The 18,057-nt window shown below is 70.7% G+C and carries 15 protein-coding genes; 12 read left to right on the forward strand and 3 right to left on the reverse strand.

The annotated features are described in order from the left end of the window. Window positions 1-141: 141 nt before the first annotated feature. On the forward strand, window positions 142-3,033 hold the full coding sequence (locus tag HC362_RS18570; RefSeq protein ID WP_243085060.1) for an FAD-binding and (Fe-S)-binding domain-containing protein: 2,892 nt from the start codon (window positions 142-144) through the stop codon (window positions 3,031-3,033). 64 nt (window positions 3,034-3,097) lie between these two features. Here the strand turns inward: HC362_RS18570 and HC362_RS18575 are convergent, their stop codons facing one another. Beyond that, window positions 3,098-3,328, reverse strand: coding sequence for a hypothetical protein (locus HC362_RS18575; RefSeq protein ID WP_243085061.1), 231 nt, complete (start codon window positions 3,326-3,328; stop codon window positions 3,098-3,100). Window positions 3,329-3,416: 88 nt separating this feature from the next. On the opposite strand from HC362_RS18575, the gene HC362_RS18580 reads away from it, so the two are divergent. From HC362_RS18580 to HC362_RS18615, 8 genes are all read left to right on the forward strand, one after another. Then, window positions 3,417-4,244: a TIGR03084 family metal-binding protein gene (locus HC362_RS18580; RefSeq protein ID WP_243085063.1), complete on the forward strand. Its 828-nt coding sequence runs from the start codon at window positions 3,417-3,419 to the stop codon at window positions 4,242-4,244. After that, a complete protein-coding gene (locus HC362_RS18585) occupies window positions 4,241-5,992 on the forward strand; it encodes an acyclic terpene utilization AtuA family protein (protein ID WP_243085065.1) in 1,752 nt (583 codons plus the stop codon). The genes HC362_RS18580 and HC362_RS18585 overlap by 4 nt, the downstream gene beginning before the upstream one ends. Then, window positions 5,989-7,593 carry a carboxyl transferase domain-containing protein gene (locus HC362_RS18590; RefSeq protein WP_243085066.1) on the forward strand — a complete coding sequence of 535 codons (1,605 nt, stop codon included), beginning with the start codon at window positions 5,989-5,991 and terminating at the stop codon, window positions 7,591-7,593. The genes HC362_RS18585 and HC362_RS18590 overlap by 4 nt, the downstream gene beginning before the upstream one ends. 29 nt (window positions 7,594-7,622) lie before the next feature. Beyond that, window positions 7,623-9,596, forward strand: a complete 1,974-nt coding sequence (locus HC362_RS18595) for a biotin carboxylase N-terminal domain-containing protein (protein WP_243085067.1) — start codon at window positions 7,623-7,625, stop codon at window positions 9,594-9,596. A 616-nt stretch (window positions 9,597-10,212) separates the two neighbouring features. Beyond that, complete coding sequence (locus HC362_RS18600; RefSeq protein ID WP_243085068.1) at window positions 10,213-11,385, forward strand: acyl-CoA dehydrogenase family protein; 1,173 nt, start codon at window positions 10,213-10,215, stop codon at window positions 11,383-11,385. A gap of 17 nt (window positions 11,386-11,402) precedes the next feature. After that, window positions 11,403-12,224, forward strand: a complete 822-nt coding sequence (locus HC362_RS18605; RefSeq protein WP_243085070.1) for an enoyl-CoA hydratase family protein — start codon at window positions 11,403-11,405, stop codon at window positions 12,222-12,224. Next, complete coding sequence (locus HC362_RS18610) at window positions 12,194-12,871, forward strand: TetR/AcrR family transcriptional regulator (RefSeq protein WP_243085071.1); 678 nt, start codon at window positions 12,194-12,196, stop codon at window positions 12,869-12,871. Before HC362_RS18605 ends, HC362_RS18610 begins: the two co-directional genes overlap by 31 nt. 228 nt (window positions 12,872-13,099) lie before the next feature. Continuing rightward, entirely contained in the window at window positions 13,100-14,629 is a 1,530-nt protein-coding gene (locus HC362_RS18615) for a sodium:solute symporter family protein (protein WP_243085073.1), read from the forward strand. Window positions 14,630-14,671: 42 nt separating this feature from the next. On the opposite strand, the gene HC362_RS18620 is transcribed toward HC362_RS18615, so the two are convergent. Both HC362_RS18620 and HC362_RS18625 read right to left on the reverse strand, forming a co-directional pair. Beyond that, entirely contained in the window at window positions 14,672-15,268 is a 597-nt protein-coding gene (locus HC362_RS18620) for a hypothetical protein (protein WP_243085074.1), read from the reverse strand. A gap of 11 nt (window positions 15,269-15,279) precedes the next feature. Further along, complete coding sequence (locus tag HC362_RS18625; RefSeq protein ID WP_243085075.1) at window positions 15,280-16,500, reverse strand: hypothetical protein; 1,221 nt, start codon at window positions 16,498-16,500, stop codon at window positions 15,280-15,282. Window positions 16,501-16,539: 39 nt separating this feature from the next. Between HC362_RS18625 and HC362_RS18630 the strand changes: the two genes are divergently transcribed. The 3 genes from HC362_RS18630 to HC362_RS18640 all read left to right on the forward strand — a co-directional run bounded on the left by HC362_RS18630 (window position 16,540) and on the right by HC362_RS18640 (window position 17,995). Further along, window positions 16,540-16,743, forward strand: coding sequence for a DUF397 domain-containing protein (locus HC362_RS18630; protein ID WP_243085077.1), 204 nt, complete (start codon window positions 16,540-16,542; stop codon window positions 16,741-16,743). 76 nt (window positions 16,744-16,819) lie between these two features. After that, complete coding sequence (locus HC362_RS18635; protein WP_243085078.1) at window positions 16,820-17,065, forward strand: hypothetical protein; 246 nt, start codon at window positions 16,820-16,822, stop codon at window positions 17,063-17,065. Window positions 17,066-17,305: 240 nt separating this feature from the next. Next, window positions 17,306-17,995 (forward strand): DUF4232 domain-containing protein, encoded by a 690-nt coding sequence (locus HC362_RS18640; RefSeq protein ID WP_243085080.1) that lies wholly within the window; start codon window positions 17,306-17,308, stop codon window positions 17,993-17,995. Window positions 17,996-18,057: the final 62 nt, after the last annotated feature.

The raw sequence follows: 18,057 nt of genomic DNA on the forward strand, positions 1-18,057 counted from the left end.
CAGATCGGCAGGCTGACAAAAACCCGTCCATCCGCAGGTCAGACGCTTTCCGGCGGCCGGAGAACAGCGTGACGCGGACCACAGACACGAAAGATCCCGCAGGGGCAGCGAGCGGCCCGGGTCAGCGTGCACTCTGTGCGCATGGGAGACGCACGTAGGGCAGGCGCAAGCACAAGCGCAGGCGCAGACGCACGGGAGCTGGAACGGGCACTGCGCGCAGCAGTGCCCGGCGGCGAGGTGGAGTTCGGCGCCCAGGACAGAGCACTGATGACGATGGACGCCTCCAACTACCGGCGGGTGCCGCTGGGTGTGGTGGCGCCCAAGGACGACGACGATGTGGCGGCCGTGCTGGCCGTCTGCCGTGAGCGGGGCGTCCCCGTGGTGGCGCGGGGGGCTGGGACCTCCATCGCCGGGCAGGCCACAGGGCTGGGTGTGGTGCTGGACTTCACCCGGCATCAGCGCACCATCGAGTATCTGGACCCGGACAGCCGCACGGCCGTGGTGCGCCCCGGCGTGATCCTGGACGACCTGCGCAACGCGGCCGGTGCCCACGGGCTCACCTTCGGGCCCGACCCCTCCACCCACGCCCGCTGCACCATCGGCGGGATGATCGGCAACAACTCCTGCGGCTCCCACTCGGTCGCCTGGGGCACCACGGCGGACAACGTGCACGAGCTGGAGGTCCTCACCTACGGCGGCGAGCGTGCCCGGCTCGGGCGCGGCGGGGAAGGCGTCCCCGAGCGGCTGCGCTCCGGCGCCACCTCCCTCGTACAGGGGGAACTGGCCCGGCTGCGCACCGGGTTCCCCGAGCTGCCCCGCCGGATCTCCGGCTACGCGCTGGACGAGCTGCTCCCCGAGAAGGGCGAGGACTGGGCGCGCGTCTTCACCGGCAGCGAGGGCACGCTGGGCATCCTCACCCGCGCCACCGTGAAGCTGGTGCCCACGCCGGGTGCGCGGGTGCTGGCCGTACTGGGCTACGCGGACGAGTCCGCTGCGGCCGAGGCGGCGGCCGGGCTGCTCCAGTACCACCCCCTCACCGTCGAGGGCATGGCCAACGACCTGGTCGGCGACGCGGCCCGCGCCTCCCTCCCCAAGGGCGGGGCCTGGCTGTTCGTGGAGGTCGGCGGCGACGACGCGGCCCACGCGCGGGCCAACGCGGAACAGCTGTGCGGCGCGGCGCGCGAGGGCACCACCGACCACGCCCTCGTCGTCGACCCGGCCGGACAGCGCGCCCTGTGGCGGGTCCGCGAGGACGCCTCCGGGACGGCCACCCGGATGCCGGACGGCGCCGAGGCGTGGCCCGGCTGGGAGGACTGCGCCGTGCCCCCGCCCCGGCTCGGCGCCTATCTGCGGGACTTCCGCAAGCTGCTGCGCGAGTACGGGCTGCGCGGACTGCCGTACGGGCACTTCGGCGACGGCTGCATCCACGTACGGATCGACTTCGACCTGCTGGGCGAGGCGGGCATCGCCAAGTTCCGGGACTTCTCCACCGCGCTGGCCGATGTCGTCGTGCAGCACGGCGGCTCGCTCTCCGGTGAGCACGGCGACGGCATGGCCCGCGCCGAGCTGCTGACCCGGATGTACGGCGAGGAGATGGTCGGACTCTTCGGCCGGTTCAAGGACCTGTGGGACCCGGCCGACGGTCTCAACCCGGGCGTTCTCGTACGTCCTGACCCGCTGGACGCCAATCTGCGCTTCGCGCCGCTGCCGCGCAAGCCGGTCGATGTGGAGTTCGGCTACCCGCACGACGGGGGCGACTTCTCCGCCGCCGTACGCCGCTGCGTGGGCGTCGCCAAGTGCCGCAACGAGACGGCGGGGGCGAGCGTCATGTGCCCGTCCTTCCGCGCGACCGGCGAGGAGAAGCACTCCACGCGCGGGCGGGCCCGGCTGCTGCACGAGATGCTCGCCGGTGAGGTCGTCACCGACGGCTGGCAGTCCGAGGAGGTGCACGACGCGCTCGATCTGTGCCTGTCCTGCAAGGGCTGCCGCAGCGACTGCCCCGTCGGCGTCGACATGGCCACCTACAAGGCCGAATTCATGCACCACTACTACGAGGGCGACGCAGCCACCGGCACACCTGGCAAGCGCCGCCCCATGGCGCACTATTCGATGGGCTGGCTGCCGCGCTGGCTGCGGCTGGCCGCCGCCACCCGTACGGTGCCGCTGCTGAACGCCGGCGCCAAGGTGCCCCCGCTGGCGGCGCTCGCCAAGCGGCTGGGCGGGCTGGCCCCCGAGCGGGACATCCCGGCGCTGCCCCGTACGCCGTTCACGCACTGGTGGCGCAAGCAGCCGGGCCGCGCCTCCGCAACCGGCAAGCCGGTCGTCCTGTGGCCGGACACCTTCACCAACTACCTCTCACCGGAGGCCGGTTCGGCGGCGGTGCGGGTCTTCCAGGACGCGGGGCTGAAGCCTGTCGTACCTCCCAAGCAGGTGTGCTGCGGTCTCACCTACGTCTCAACGGGCCAGCTCGACCGGGCCCGTGCGGTGATGCGCCGCACCCTGGATGTGATGGAACCGGCCCTGGACGCGGGCCTGCCCGTCTCCGTCCTGGAGCCCCCGTGCGCCGCCGCGCTCCAGACGGACGTTCCCGAACTGCTGAGCGACGACCCGCGTGCGAAGCGGCTGGCTCAGGCAGTCCGCACCTTCGCGCAGACGCTGGAGGAGCAGGCCCCCGACTGGGAGCCGCCCCGTATCGACCGCCCGGTCGCCGGGCAGACGCACTGCCACCAGCACGCCGTCATCGGTGACGCGGCGGAGCGCCGGCTGCGTGACCGTGCGGGCCTCACCGGCGAGCTCAGCGGCGGCTGCTGCGGCCTGGCCGGCAACTTCGGCTTCGAGAAGGGCCACTACGAGGTCTCCGCAGCCTGCGCGGAGGACCAGCTGCTGCCCTCCTTGCGGCAGGCGGAGCCGGGAACCGAGCTGCTGGCGGACGGCTATTCGTGCCGTACGCAGATGGAACAGCTCGGCGGCTACCAGAGCCGGCACCTGGCGGAGGTCCTGGCGGAGGGCCTGGACGGAACCTCACCGGAGTGAGCCAGGCGCCCCCTCCCTGTACCGGGGAGGGGGCGCTGTTCCCCAGCACGGACGAGGGGCGCGGTCACCGCACCTCGCCCTCCAGTACGTCCGCGTGCCATGCGGCCAGCCGCTCTTCCAGGGGCGAGGTGCCGTCCAGCACGTGCCGGGTGAAGGCGTCCCGCTCGTGGGCCAGCACAGCCGCCTCCCACACGCACGGGGCGAGCCCCGAGCGGCCGGGCCGCAGTTGGCCGAGGTCGCCGGCCGGTCCCGTGAAGACGGCGAGGTCGGCCATGATCGCCGCACAACCGCCCACCCGCGAGAGGAAAAGTCATGCAAGCACGCTTGCTTGTTTTTGCCCGCGCTGTCACTCTCGTGCCCACGGACCCAGGGAGGGCGGGAAGTTGGCCGTATCACAGGGCGTGCTCGGCGAGGTGCTGGCGGATCTGCGGGACGAGAGCGCGGAGGTTGACGGGCTGGTGGCCGATCTGCCGCCCGCCGCATGGGCGGCGCCGACCCCCGCCGCGGGGTGGACCGTCGCGCACCAGATCGCGCACCTGGCGTGGACGGACCAGCAGGCGCTGTTCGCCGTGCGGGACCCCGAGGGCTTTCGCCGTGAGGCCGAGAAGCGGCTGGCGCTCCCCGAAGCAGGCAGCTTCATCGACGACGGAGCCGAGGACGGAGCCCGCCTCCCCCACGGTGAGCTGCTGGAGCAATGGCGGTCGGGCCGCGAGGCGTTGGAGGCGGCCCTGGCCGGGCTGGCGCCGGGTGTCCGGCTGCCCTGGTACGGCACGTCGATGAGCGCGGCGAGCATGGCCACCGCTCGGATCATGGAGACCTGGGCACACGGCACGGATGTCGCCGACGCGCTCGGTGTCGTACGGGAGCCGACGAACCGCCTGCGGCACGTGGTACGGATCGGCGTGCGGGCCCGCGACTTCGCGTACGCCGTGCGCGGGCTGGAGCCGCCTGCCGAGCCCTTCCGGGTGGCGGTGACGGGGCCCGAAGGGCAGGTGTGGGCCCACGGGCCCGAGGACGCGGGCCAGTCGGTGACCGGCAGCGCGCTGGACTTCTGCCGCCTGGTCACCCAGCGGGTGCACCGGGACGACACCGACCTGCGGGCCGAAGGCACCGAGGCCGAACGGTGGTTGAGCATCGCGCAGGCGTTCGCGGGCCCGCCCGGAGTCGGACGCGCGCCGTTGGGCCGGGTGGTGCCGGAGGGAGAGGCGTGAGCACCCCGGAGAGTGCTCCGCGCGAGCCCCTGCGGATCGGCAACGCCTCCGGCTTCTACGGCGACCGCTTCGCCGCCCTCACCGAGATGCTGACCGGCGGCCCGCTGGACATCCTCACCGGCGACTACCTCGCCGAGCTCACCTTGCTCATCCTCGGCCGCGACCGGCTCAAGGACCCGGCGCGCGGCTACGCCAAGACGTTTCTGCGGCAGCTGGAGGACGGCCTTGGCCTGGCCCGTGAGCGCGGTGTCACCCTCGTGGCCAACGCGGGCGGCCTCAACCCGGCCGGGCTCGCCGACGCCGTACGGGAGCTGAGCGAGCGGGTCGGTGTGCCCGCTCGGGTGGCGCACGTCGAGGGCGACGACCTGCTCCAGGAGGGAAATTGGGGCGAGGGCGTGCTGACCGCCAACGCGTATCTGGGCGGCGCCGGGATCGCCGCGTGCCTGCGCGCCGGTGCCGATGTGGTCGTCACCGGGCGGGTGGCCGACGCGGCGCTGGTCAGCGGCTGCGCCGCGGCGCACTTCGGCTGGGCGGACGACGACTGGGACCGGCTCGCCGGCGCCGTCGTCGCCGGGCACGTGCTGGAGTGCGGGACACAGGCAACCGGCGGCAACTACGCCTTCTTCGTCCGGGACGCCGTCGACGTACGCCACCCCGGGTTCCCGCTGGCGGAGATCGCCGCGGACGGCTCCTCGGTGATCACCAAGCACCCGGGGACCGGCGGTGCGGTGAGCGTCGGCACCGTCACGGCGCAGCTCCTCTACGAGACCGCGGGGCCGTGCTACGTCGTCCCCGATGTGACCGCACGGCTGGATTCCGTACGCCTCGGCCAGGAGGGCCCCGACCGGGTACGCGTCGAGGGCGTCAGGGGAGAGCCCCGGCCCGGCACCCTCAAGGTCGGCCTCACCCGGCTCGGCGGCTTCCGCAACGAGGTCACCTTCGTCCTGACCGGGCTCGACGTGGCCGCCAAGGCGGCGCTCGTCCAGGAGCAGCTGGAGGCCGCCTTCGCGCGGTCAGGTGCGCGGCGCCCGGCCGAGGTGAGCTGGAGCCTGGCCCGTACGGACCGTACGGACGCGGACGTCCAGGAGGAGGCCAGCGCGCTGCTGCGGCTGGTGGTGCGGGACCCGGACGAGAGCGTGGTCGGCCGCGCCGTCTCGGGACCCGCGGTCGAACTGGCGCTCGCGAGCTACCCGGGCTTCCAGCTGACGGCCCCGCCGTCGCGGGGCGCGCCGTACGGGGTCTTCGAGGCGGCGTACGTGCCTGCCGAGTCGGTGCCGCATGTGGCGGTGCTGCCGGACGGTACGCGGGTGGACACGGCCTTCACGGACTCCCCCCTCGCGGAGCGCGCCGACGAGCAGCGGCCCACCGGGCCCTGGGAGGGTCGGGCCCCGGGAGCGACGTACTCGCCCACCCGCCGTGCCCCGCTCGGCCTGGTCGCCGGGGCGCGCAGCGGGGACAAGGGCGGGAGCGCCAACGTCGGCGTCTGGGCCCGCGACGCGGACCCGGACATCTACGGCTGGCTGCGCGACACGCTCACCACCGACCGCCTCCGCGAACTCCTCCCGGAGACCGCCGCGCTCGACGTCACCCGGCACGAACTGCCCAACCTGGCGGCGCTCAACTTCGTGGTCGACGGCATCCTCGGGGAAGGCGTGGCCGCACAGCACCGGTTCGACCCGCAGGCCAAGGCGCTCGGCGAATGGCTCCGCGCGCGCCATCTCGACATACCGGAGGTATTCCTCCCATGAGCGCCCTCAAGAGCGCCCTCGATGTGCGGGCGCCGGAGTTCGAGGCCAACCGCTCCGCGATGCTCAGCAAGCTCGAAGAGCTGGATGCCGAACATGCCAAGGCCCTCGCGGGCGGCGGCGAGAAGTACGTGGCGCGGCACCGGGAGCGGGGCAAGCTGACCGCCCGCGAGCGGATCGAACTCCTCCTCGACGCGGACACCCCGTTCCTGGAGCTGTCCCCGCTCGCCGCGTGGGGCAGCGACTACACCACCGGTGCCTCACTGGTGACCGGGATCGGTGTCGTCGAGGGCGTCGAGTGCCTGATCACCGCCAACGACCCGACCGTACGCGGCGGTGCCAGCAACCCGTGGACGCTGAAGAAGGCGCTGCGGGCCAACGAGATCGCGTACGCCAACCGGCTGCCCTGTATCAGCCTGGTGGAGAGCGGCGGCGCGGATCTGCCGAGCCAGAAGGAGATCTTCATCCCGGGCGGCGCCCTCTTCCGGGACATCACGCGGCTCTCGGAGGCCGGCATCCCGACGCTCGCGGTCGTCTTCGGCAACTCGACGGCGGGCGGCGCCTACATACCCGGCATGTCGGACCACGTGATCATGGTCAAGGAGCGCGCCAAGGTGTTCCTCGGCGGACCGCCGCTGGTGAAGATGGCCACCGGCGAGGAGGCCGACGACGAAAGCCTGGGCGGCGCCGACATGCACGCCCGTACCTCGGGACTGGCCGACCACTACGCACTGGACGAACCCGACGCGCTGCGCCGGGCCCGCCGCGTCGTCGCCCGCCTCAACTGGCGCAAGGCCCACCCCGACCCGGACCCGGCCGGCGTGGGCGAGCCGCGGTACGACCCGGAGGAACTGCTCGGCATCGTCCCCGGCGACCTGAAGGTGCCCTTCGACCCGCGCGAGGTGATCGCCCGGATCGTGGACTCCTCCGCGTTCGACGAGTTCAAGCCGCTGTACGGGGCCAGCCTGGTGACCGGGTGGGCGCGGCTGCACGGCTACCCCGTCGGCATCCTCGCCAACGCGCAGGGGGTGCTCTTCAGCGAGGAGTCCCAGAAGGCCACCCAGTTCATCCAGCTCGCCAACCAGCGCGACATCCCCCTGCTCTTCCTGCACAACACCACCGGCTACATGGTCGGCAAGGAGTACGAGCAGGGCGGCATCGTCAAACACGGCTCGATGATGATCAACGCCGTCTCGAACTCGAAGGTCCCGCACCTGTCGGTGCTGCTCGGCGCCAGCTACGGCGCAGGCCACTACGGGATGTGCGGCCGCGCCTTCGACCCCCGCTTCCTGTTCGCCTGGCCCAGCGCCAAGTCAGCGGTCATGGGACCGCAGCAGCTCGCCGGAGTGCTGTCGATCGTGATGCGCGAGTCGGCCGCGGCCAAGGGCCGGCCCTTCGACGAGGAGGCGGACGCCGGGCTGCGGGCCATGGTCGAGCAGCAGATCGAGAGCGAGTCGCTGCCGATGTTCCTCTCCGGACGCCTCTACGACGACGGCGTCATCGACCCGCGCGACACCCGCACCGTCCTCGGCATCTGCCTGTCCGCGATCCATAACGCGCCGGTGCGGGGTGCCCGCGGCGGCTTCGGCGTCTTCCGGATGTGAGCCGCGTGCAGCGGGAGAGGGAGCAGCGAATGATCCGAACCATCCTGGTCGCCAACCGCGGCGAGATCGCCCGGCGGGTCTTCCGTACCTGCCGCGAACTCGGTATCGCCACCGTCGCCGTGCACTCCGACGCGGACGCCGAAGCCGGCGTGCCGTTCATCGAAGAGGCCGATGCCGCTGTACGGCTCCCTGGCAGCGCCCCGGCCGACACCTATCTGCGGGGCGACCTCGTCGTCGCCGCCGCGCTGGCGGCCGGCGCCGACGCCGTCCACCCCGGCTACGGCTTCCTCTCCGAGAACGCGGAGTTCGCGCGCGCGGTCCAGGACGCGGGGCTGGTGTGGATCGGCCCGCCTCCGGAGGCGATCGACGCGATGGCGTCGAAGACCGCCGCGAAGAAGTTGCTGGCGGCGGCCGGTGGCGGCGCCGGCAGTGGCTCCGGTGGCGGGGTGCCGCTGCTGGAGCCTCTCGACCCGGCGCGGGTGCGGGAGGCGGACCTGCCCGTCCTGGTCAAAGCTGCCGCGGGCGGCGGCGGACGCGGGATGCGCGTCGTACGGCAGCTGACCGCGCTGGAGGGCGAACTGCGCGCGGCCCGCGCGGAGGCAGCCTCCGCCTTCGGCGACGGCGAGGTGTTCGTCGAGCCGTACATCGAGCGGGGACGCCACGTCGAGGTGCAGGTGCTCGCGGATGCGCACGGTGCCGTGTGGGCGCTGGGCACCCGGGACTGCTCCCTGCAACGGCGGCACCAGAAGGTCATCGAGGAGGCCCCCGCGCCGGGGCTCGGCGACGAGGTGCTGCGCACGCTGGAGCGGGCCGCCGTGGTGGCGGCCCGCGCGGTGGGCTACGTGGGCGCCGGCACTGTCGAGTTCCTCGTCCCGTCATCGGGCCGCCCCTTCTTCCTCGAGATGAACACCCGGCTCCAGGTCGAGCACCCGGTGACGGAGTGCGTCCACGGCGTGGATCTGGTGGCGCACCAGATCGCGATCGCGGAGGGCGCGCCCCTTCCTGCCGAGGGGCCACCCGCTGCGCGGGGCCACGCCGTGGAGGCCCGGCTGTACGCGGAGGACCCTCGCCGGGACTGGCAGCCGCAGGCGGGGCGGCTGTGGCGGCTTGATGTCCCCGGTGACGTACGGGTCGACTCCGGCGTCCGCGACGGCACCGGCATCACCGTCCACTACGACCCGCTGCTGGCGAAGGTCGTCGCCTGGGCGCCCACCCGGGAGGGAGCGGTCCGCAAGCTGTCCCACGCCCTTGAGACGGCGACGGTCCATGGTCCGGTGACCAACCGCGACTTGCTGGTCCGGTCGCTGCGGCACCCGGACTTCTGCGGGGCGCGGATGGACACGGGTTTCTATGACCGGCACCTCGCGGAATTGCTCGCTCGCGAGAGCGGAGGGGCACCCGACGGCGCGGACGTCGCTGTGCTGGCTGCCGGACTCGCCGAGGCGGTACGGGAGGTGCCGGGGCGGCCTCGGGTCGCCGCGCGGGTGGGGGGCTGGCGCAATGTGCGGTCGGCTACCGCCAGTCGGCGGTACGCGGATGAGGGCGGGGCCGCCGAGTACGAGGTGCGGTACGGGTGGGGGAGGGGCGGCGTCTTTCTGGACCCCTCCGCGCATCCCGGGGTACGGGCTGTTTCCGTGCGGCCGGACTGTGTCGTTCTGGAAGTGGACGGGGTACGGCGGCGCTATCCGGTTGCCGTCTACGGCGACGGCAACCGTGTCTTCGCCGGGCGCCACGCCTTCACGGCTCAACCGCGTCTTGCGGAGCCCGAGGCGGCCGCCGCGCCGGGTTCGCTGCTCGCGCCGATGCCGGGCACGGTTGTGCGGCTCGCGGAGGGTGTGGCGGAGGGGGCCGAGGTTGCCGCGGGGCAGCCCTTGCTGTGGCTGGAGGCGATGAAGATGGAACACCGCGTGGTGGCCCCCTCCGGGGGGAGGGTCGCCGCCTTGCACGTTGCCGCGGGGCAACAGGTCGAAGTGGGCACCGTTTTGGTGGTCGTCGCCCCATGAGACCTCCCTCTCTTCGGGGTTCCCCGGTTGTGGACGCACGCCTCGTTTGTTGCTTCGGCTTGCCGCCGAGTGGTCGTGTCGGGGGGCGAGTCCCTCACGGGGTGGCCCGCCGCGTTGTGGACGCACGCCCCGTTTGTGTCCCGGCTCGCCGCCGAGTGGTCGTGTTGGGGGGCTCCGCCCCCCAACGGCCCCCCGCTAGGTGGGCTTCGCCCCCCTAGGACCCCCCTGCCGCCTCGTGCCTCTCCATTGCCTTTCAAGGCCACCCTCATTGGTGCGGGTGCTTGGACCGGCCGGTGACGACCCTGCGGGAGTCACCGGCCGAACCAAGGGCATCCGCCTCAAGGCGGGGTGGGCGAACGTCTACGGGATTGTGCTGTTGCGGAAGGGGGCTCCTAGGGGGGCGGAGCCCCCGTAGCGGGGGGTGGTTGGGGGGCGGAGCCCCCCAGCGCCCGTCCGGCGAGGACCCGGGGGTTTGGGGGCGGAGCCCCCATAAACGGAAGAGGGCCACAGGGCCGGGCCCCCAACCGATGGAAGCGGCGCCCACCCACCCGCGGAGCCCCCATAAACGGGAGGGGGCCACAGGGCTCGGCCCTCAGCCAATGAAAGGGAGACATCTGTGACCGGACTCATTGAGAGCGCTCAGCAGAAAGACCTCCGAACATCGGTCGCCGCCCTAGGCAACCGCTACGGCCGCGAATACTTCGCAGAAACAGTACGCGAGGGAAAACACACGGACACCCTCTGGACGGAAGCCGCAAAACTGGGCTACCTAGGCGTCAACCTGCCGGAGGCATACGGCGGGGGAGGCGCCGGCATCCAAGAACTCTCCATCGTGCTGGAAGAGCTGGGCGCCGCAGGCTGCCCGCTCCTCATGCTGGTGGTCTCACCAGCAATCTGCGGCACGGTGATAGCCCGCTTCGGCACGGCGGAGCAGAAGAAGAAATGGCTGCCCGGCATGGCGAACGGCAGCCTGAAGATGGCATTCGGTATCACGGAGCCGGACGCCGGCTCCAATTCGCACCGCATCACGACCACGGCCCGCCGCGACGCGGCGACCGGCGAATGGGTGCTGACCGGCCGCAAGGTCTTCATCTCGGGGGTCGACATCGCGGACGCGACCCTCGTCGTGGGCCGCACGGAGGACGCCCGCACCGGCAAATTGAAACCGTGCCTGTTCATCGTCCCGCGCGACGCGCCCGGCTTTTCCCGGAACCGGATCGATATGGAGATCGACGCGCCGGAGAAACAGTTCGAGCTCGTACTGGACGAGGTACGCCTGCCCGCGGAAGCGCTCGTCGGCGAAGACGACGAAGACGCGGGGCTTCTCCAACTCTTCGCGGGGCTCAATCCGGAACGCATCATGACGGCGGCGTTCGCTCTCGGAATGGCGCGTCATGCCCTCGGCGAAGCGGTGGAGTACGCACGTACCCGGCAGGTGTGGAAGGAGCCGATCGGCGCGCACCAGGCCATCGCGCACCCTCTCGCGCAGGCGCATATCGAGGTGGAGTGCGCGCGGCTGATGACGCAGAAGGCGGCACAGCTGTACGACGCGGGGGACGATGTCGGCGCGGGTGAGGCGGCGAACATGGCGAAGTACGCGGCCGCCGAGGCCTGCGTGCGGGCGGTGGACCAGTCGGTGCACACGCTGGGCGGCAACGGTCTCACCCGTGAGTACGGGCTGGCGGCGCTGATCACGGCGTCCCGGGTGGCACGTATCGCGCCGGTGAGCAGGGAGATGATCCTCAACTATGTCTCCCACCAGACGCTCGGCCTCCCGAAGTCGTACTGATGGGGACGGGAGAACGGATGACGGCGCCGGAGAACGCGCTCCGTACGACGACGGAGGACGGCATCCGCACGCTCACTCTCGACTCGCCGCACAACCGCAACGCGCTGTCCGCGCGCCTGGTGGGCGAGTTGTACGAGGAGCTGGCGCGTGCGGAGGAGGACACTTCGGTACGGGCGGTACTGCTCACCCACACGGGCAACACCTTCTGCGCGGGCGCCGACCTGAACGAGGCGGGTGCGGGTGCGGGTGCGGGAGCGGAGGCGAAGGCCGAGGCGGACGCGGCGCCGTCCGACGGACCGACGGCCCTGGCCGCCCTCCTGCGTGCGATCGTCGCTTTCCCCAAACCGGTCGTGGCCCGGGTCACCGGGCACGTCCGGGCGGGCGGCACCGGACTCCTGGCGGCGTGTGACATCTCCGTCGCGGGGCCGGGGGCCACGTTCGCGTTCACGGAGGCGCGGATCGGGGTGGCTCCGGCGGTGATCTCGATGCCGGTGCTGCCGCGTACGGACCCGCGGGCGATGGCGCGGTACTACCTGACGGGGGAACGGTTCGGCCCCCGGGAGGCGGCCCGTATCGGCCTGGTGACGCTGGCGGCGGACGATCCGGACAAGGCGCTGGCGCCCATACTCGACGGCTTGCGACGGGGCTCCCCGCAGGGGCTGGCGGAGTCGAAGCGGCTGGTCACCAGGGAGGTGCTGGCCGCGTTCGACCGGGACACCGGTACGCTCGCTGAACTGTCGGCGCGGCTGTTCGCGTCGGACGAGGCCCGCGAGGGCATGACGGCCTTCCTCGAGCGACGGGAGCCCGAATGGGCGGTGCGGCAGGCGCCCGCGCGGTGAGCACGCGGGCGGGGAACGAGCGGACGACGGCCCCCGGCGGTGGCGGCACGGCCACGGCCCGAGGCGCCACGCCGAAGGCGCCCAAGCAGGACCGCAGCCGGGCGACCCGGCAGCGGCTGCTGGAGTCCGCGGTGACGTGCCTGGCCGAGCACGGCTGGTCGGGCAGCACGGTCACGGTGGTCGCCGAGCACGCGGGTGTCTCGCGGGGCGCGGCGCAGCACCATTTCCCCACCCGTGAGGACCTGTTCACGGCGGCCGTCGAGTACGTGGCGGAGGAGCGGTCGCGCGCGCTGCGGGAGCTGCCGACCCCGGCTTCGGTACGGGCGGGGGTGGAGACACTGGTCCGCCTCTACACCGGCCCGCTCTTCCGTGCGGCGTTGCAGCTGTGGGTGGCGGCGTCCAACGAGCCGCAGTTGGGGCCGCGGGTGACGGCGCTGGAGGCCCGGATCGGGCGGGAGACGCACCGGATGGCGGTCGAACTGCTGGGCGTCGAGGAGAGCCGGCCCGGTGTCCGGGAGACGGTGCAGGGGCTGTTGGACATGGCGCGGGGGCTCGGGCTCGCCAATCTGCTGACCGATGACAGCGCGCGGCGCGAGCGGGTCGTCGCACAGTGGGCCCGGCTGCTGGAGGAAGCGCTGCACGGCTGACGACGGCTGCCTTCCCTATCGGCTTCCTTCCCCTCTCACCCCGTCGAATCACATTCAGCGACATGGATGTGAAGCGGCGGGGTGCTGCTGTGTGTTGCGGCGGTGCCCGGCCCGTGTCCGCAGTCTTGACGCCCCTATAGCCCACTTCTAGGGTGACGCTCGTTCAGCGATCTGGCACGCGTTCACGCACATGAATTGATTGATGCGAACCGAACCAGGGGAGCCGCCATGTCCGGACTGGACTGGGGAGTTGTCGGCGCGTACTTCCTCGTCATGCTGGCGATCGGCCTGTACGCGACGCGCCGGGTCGACAACGTCGCGGACTTCTTCACCGCGCGCGGCCGCATCCCCTGGTGGCTGTCCGGGATCTCGCACCATATGTCCGGCTACAGCGCCATCATGTTCGTCACCTTCGCCGCCGTCGCCTACGACTACGGCGTCACCGTCTACTTCTGGTGGCCGATGACCATCGGGATCGGCGTCGGCATCGGCGCCTTCCTGTTCGCGCCCCGCTGGAACCGGCTGCGCGCCAAGCACGGCGTCAACTCCCCGCTGGAGTACCTGGCGGTGCGCTACAACCTGCCCACCCAGCAGGTGCTCGCCTACAGCGGCGCCGCGCTCAAGGTCGTCGACATCGCGGCCAAGTGGGTCGCCATCGCCGTACTGCTGCAGGGCTTCGCCGACATACCGCTGGCCTGGGGCATCACCCTCACCGGCGTCTGCACCATGATCTACATGGCCTTCGGCGGGCTGTGGGCCGATGTGCTCACCGACTTCGGCCAGTTCATCATCCAGTTCGCGGCCGGGATCGCCATGCTGGTGGCCGTCATGGCGCAGCTGAGCGGCTTCTCGACGCTGTGGACCATGTGGGGCGAGCTGCCGGCCGGCCACGGCGACCCGGTCGCCGGCCCGGTCACCACGACGCTGATCCTTGCCTTCCTGCTGGTCAAAACGTTCGAGTACAACGGCGGCATGTGGAACCTCGCCCAGCGCTACATGGCCGCGCCCTCCGGCTCCCGGGCGAGGAAGTCCGCGCTGCTGTCCAGCGCCCTGTGGCTGATCTGGCCGCTGATCCTCTTCATCCCGATGATCGCGGCGCCGCTGATCGTGCCGGGCATCGAGAACGGCGAGGAGTCGTACATCAAACTCGCCCAGGAACTGCTGCCCAGCGGCATGGTCGGACTGCTGCTGGCCGGATTCTTCTCCCACACCATGGCCATGGTCGCCTCCGACTCCAACGTCATCACGGCGGTCATCACCCGAGACCTGGCGCCCGTACTCGTACGCCGGCTGCGCACCCTGGGCGAGCGCGGCCAACTCCTCTTCGCCCGAATAACCACGGTCGCGTTCGTCACCCTCAGCATGGGCTTCGCGCTCTTCTCCGACCCCGACGGCTTCATCATGACCGTCGTCGTCAGCATCGTCGCCGCCACAATGGGCCCGATCTCCATTCCATTGATGCTCGGCCTCCTCCCCTGGTTCAAACGGCACGGCTCGCTGGCCGCCATCACCTCCTGGGCCGGCGGCATCGCCGTCTGGGCGATCCTCTACTGGGGCGTGGAGGACGCCTCCCAACCCATGACGGTCGGCCTCCCCCTGCTCACCTCACTGGCCCTCTACCTGGCCGTCGGCTTCCTCCGCCCGGTCCACACCACGGCCGGCAACGCCATCGTCGACTCCCTGGGGGAGGACCCCCGAGCGGAAGCCCAGCCGGCGACCCCCGACGCGGCCACCCTCCCCCCACTGGAGCTCCGCTAGGCGGCGGGCGGCCCTACCGCGGTACGGCCGCCCGCCGCACTGCTACTTCTGGCACCCCAACTGCTGTGAGGCGTACTTCGCGGTGCGCTTGGCGAGCCGGAGCAGGTCCTCCTCGTGGTCACCTGACGGCGCGGTGACGGTCAGGCTCATGCCTTGATTCGCACCCATCGACTCGGCCCGCCCTGGACAAGGTAGGAACAGTGCTGCTGCGTGCGCGTCGGAGAAGCCTCCTCCGTATGCGTCCACCCTGTGCCGGTCGGAAGACCAGTCGATGTCGGTGTGTGTGATGTACCTCGCCCAGTCGTTCCGGTCCCCCGCTGTCTCCTTCACCAGAAACCGCACGGCGACCCGGTCATCTGCGCGCACCTCACACAGGAACTTGGCAGACCTCTCCTGGATGACTCGCTCGGCCTTCACCGAGTAGGAAGAAGCGTCCGGGACGATGCGGCGCAGTTCCTCGGTGTTACTCGTCCCAGTCACCGAGGAACAGTCCGCCTCCGTGGAGTCGAAATGGGATGAAGGACCACCGTCTTCTTTCGAAATCAGGGCATAAGACACGAGGGCCACCGCGACAAGAAGAACAGCCACCGCAACGAGCAACCACACTGTGACATTGCGGCGTTCGCCAAGAACCGCCATTGTTCCTCCGTCTACTTCAGAGACTTCACTTGGTCGCTGTTAGTGAATTCAGTGGCCATTGTCTGGCCGGCGACCAGCGCCTCATTGAAGCCGTCTGTGGATCCTGCCCGCACCCAAGTGTCCCAATGGTCCGGCCCGTACTTGTCACCGTCATATCCGTGATACATCTTATTGGTCGACGTGACGTCGTCCGCCTTGGCGTGCGACCAGTAGTCCGATGTCAGCTTCGCCTTCTCGGCGCCCTCGTTCTGCTCGTTGGCCATGTTCCACTCGCTCGGGCCGACGAAGAGTCCGGAACCCGTCAAGCCGGAGATTACTGCGCTGGCGACTGGTTTGACGCCGGTGCGCGCCAACAACACGTTGGTAGCGGTGGCACCTGCACCGTAGCCCCACGTTCCTACTCGGGTCTGCGCCTTCTCGTAAGCGGCGTCGTGGGCGAGCCCCTCGCTTACCACAGCTTCCTGCCGACCGAGTGTGAGTGCCCCTGTGACATATCCTGACTGTCGGCTGACGCGCTCCACGATATGCGCTGCTCGGTCCTTGACATCTGTCTCCGACCCCTCGAACCGTTCGTACGGCTGCAGTTGGGCCTGCACGTCCGGGTCCAAATGGTGCTTCAGGACCGCGTCACCGTAGAGCTTCTGCCCGGCCAGCACTTCCTGGTAGCCCTCTGGACTCTGTCCGAGAGATATCAGGAATCTGGCCACTTTCGACTCGGCCTCTCCAGAGGATCCGAATACCGCTGGCTCCCCGGCGATAGGGAACAGCCGCTCGAGTGAGGTCAACCGCTGGTCCTCGGGCAGATGGGCCATTCCCGGATCCTTTGGGGGCGTGCCGCTTTCCAGGCCTCGATAGATGTCGGGCATGTACTCCCGGGCCATGCGGCCCAGGCTGTCGCCCATTTCCAGGTGGTCGGTGAGGCGGGACGGCTCGTCCGAGACGGCCTTGACGACGTCTTCCATGATTCGCGCCTGGGCGGGGGTGTGTACCAGGGAGTCCGGTTTGGCGCCGGCGACGTGGCCGGTCGCACCGGCTTCCAGCGCGTCACCCATCGCATCGCGGCCTGGCTTCCCGCCCTCCGAGCCGGGGAGCGACTCCCACTCGCGGTCCTTGAACAGGTAGTCGAAGTGGGACTGTCCGCCCTTGCCGTCCGCTCCTGTCTGCTCGTTCGGGTGGCCGAAGAAGTCAGTCGAGGCTTCCGGATTGTGGGAGAGAGCCTTCGTACCGTCCAACCAGTGGGCAGCTTTCATTGCGGAGGTGGCGCGGTAGGGATGAGCGGGCTCTCTTGGCGCAAGTCCAGCTACAGCGGCTCGGACGGTGGCAACTGTGTGGAGGTAGCGCACACCGTCACGAGCGTCCACGTGCGCGACTCCAAGGATCCGCGCGGTCCCGTCCTCTCCCTCCCGTCCGCCCAGTGGGCGGTCTTCATGGAGAGCGTGGCGGAACAGAGATCAAAAAGCTGCCATCGGGCGTGAACTTTCTCGGTGGTGCCGCCATCGAACTCTCTGCAAAACCGCACGTCACCAAGGCGTGCCCGCAGAGAGGGAGAGTATGCGCAAGCTGAAGCGTGCAGCAGTTGTCGGCGCCGGTCTTCTGGCCATCTCGGGTTTCACGATCGGCGCGGCCCAGGCCGCTCCGGCGGTTCATCAGGGCCGGGACCTCGTGGTGCCCGGCAACTCCATCAAGGACTGCCAGGCGTTCGGCGACGCGCTGCAGAAGGAGGGGCTGATCGAGGGCTACGCCTGCATGGTGAACGACAACGGCACGGTCTCGGTCACCCCGTACTACAAGGACTGAGTACGAGAAAGGGCTGGCCCCACCGTCCCCGCCACCGCTACAGGTGGCGGGGACGACGTATGTCGGGGGGACTGCGAGGGCGGGACGTGCCGGCGTGGATGGCTGTTACAGGTTCCGGACAATCTTTCCGGCCAGGGTCGTGAACCTCCGCAGGAGGGGCCGCATCACACCTCCCGTAAGACGCACTCCATGAGACGGGGAGCGCCGGACGGAGAGGTCCGGCGCCGGGAAAGAGGAACCATGACTCGCAAGCTCACTCGCGCCGTTCGCTGCACTGCCGCCGTGCTGGCCGTCGTCGCGGTCGGCGCAGGTGCCACCGCGTGCAGCTCGTCCACTGACGCGTCCTCCTCCAAGGCGGGCACGCACGCCGACGCGGCGAAGGGTTCCTCGGGCGCCGAGGCGAAGGGTTCCTCGGGTGTGAAGGTGAAGAAGGCCGCCCAGAAGGGGTCGCGGACCGACGCGGTGAACACTTCCTCCGCCGCCGGCAGCAGCAAGCGCTGCCACACCGGCGAGCTGGACTTCACCTGGGGCGGCCCGCACGGTGGCGCCCCGGACATGGACGCCGACCACCAGCAGATCGCGACCGTCCAACTGAAGAACGACAGCGGGCGCACCTGCACCCTGCGCGGCTTCCCGGGGGTCCAGCTGGTCAGCAAGTCCGGCGAAACCTGGGACCTGCGCCGCTCCGCGGACACGCCCAGCACCATCACCCTGCATCCCGGTGAGAGCACCGCCGCGGTCAGCATGAACATCCTGCCGGTGCCCAGTGACATGAAGGGTCCCAAGCTCTTCGTGCCGAGCAAGGTCCTGATCACCCCGCCCAACGAGACGACCCACGTCACTCTCGACTGGCCCTACGGCGGCGCCATCCTGGACCAGTCCAGCGCCACGCGTCCCGGCACCTTCGTCAACCCGGTCGTCCTGGGCTGAACCCACCGCTCGGGCGGGGCCGGTCGCTCGGGCTGAACGAGCTGAACACGTCCGGCCCCGCG

The sequence above is a fragment of the Streptomyces sp. 891-h genome (assembly GCF_022760275.1).
In the GTDB taxonomy this organism is placed as follows: Bacteria; Actinomycetota; Actinomycetes; order Streptomycetales; family Streptomycetaceae; genus Streptomyces; species Streptomyces spirodelae.

Excerpts from the sequence above, each read along its gene's own strand:
- HC362_RS18620 (WP_243085074.1), bottom strand. The coding sequence starts at position 15,268 with ATGGCGGTTCTTGGCGAACGCCGCAATGTCACAGTGTGGTTGCTCGTT.
- HC362_RS18610 (WP_243085071.1), top strand. The coding sequence starts at position 12,194 with ATGGGCGGTGCGGCAGGCGCCCGCGCGGTGAGCACGCGGGCGGGGAAC.
- HC362_RS18595 (WP_243085067.1), top strand. The coding sequence starts at position 7,623 with ATGATCCGAACCATCCTGGTCGCCAACCGCGGCGAGATCGCCCGGCGG.
- HC362_RS18605 (WP_243085070.1), top strand. The coding sequence starts at position 11,403 with ATGACGGCGCCGGAGAACGCGCTCCGTACGACGACGGAGGACGGCATC.
- HC362_RS18640 (WP_243085080.1), top strand. The coding sequence starts at position 17,306 with ATGACTCGCAAGCTCACTCGCGCCGTTCGCTGCACTGCCGCCGTGCTG.
- HC362_RS18635 (WP_243085078.1), top strand. The coding sequence starts at position 16,820 with ATGCGCAAGCTGAAGCGTGCAGCAGTTGTCGGCGCCGGTCTTCTGGCC.
- HC362_RS18570 (WP_243085060.1), top strand. The coding sequence starts at position 142 with ATGGGAGACGCACGTAGGGCAGGCGCAAGCACAAGCGCAGGCGCAGAC.
- HC362_RS18630 (WP_243085077.1), top strand. The coding sequence starts at position 16,540 with ATGAGCGGGCTCTCTTGGCGCAAGTCCAGCTACAGCGGCTCGGACGGT.
- HC362_RS18615 (WP_243085073.1), top strand. The coding sequence starts at position 13,100 with ATGTCCGGACTGGACTGGGGAGTTGTCGGCGCGTACTTCCTCGTCATG.
- HC362_RS18590 (WP_243085066.1), top strand. The coding sequence starts at position 5,989 with ATGAGCGCCCTCAAGAGCGCCCTCGATGTGCGGGCGCCGGAGTTCGAG.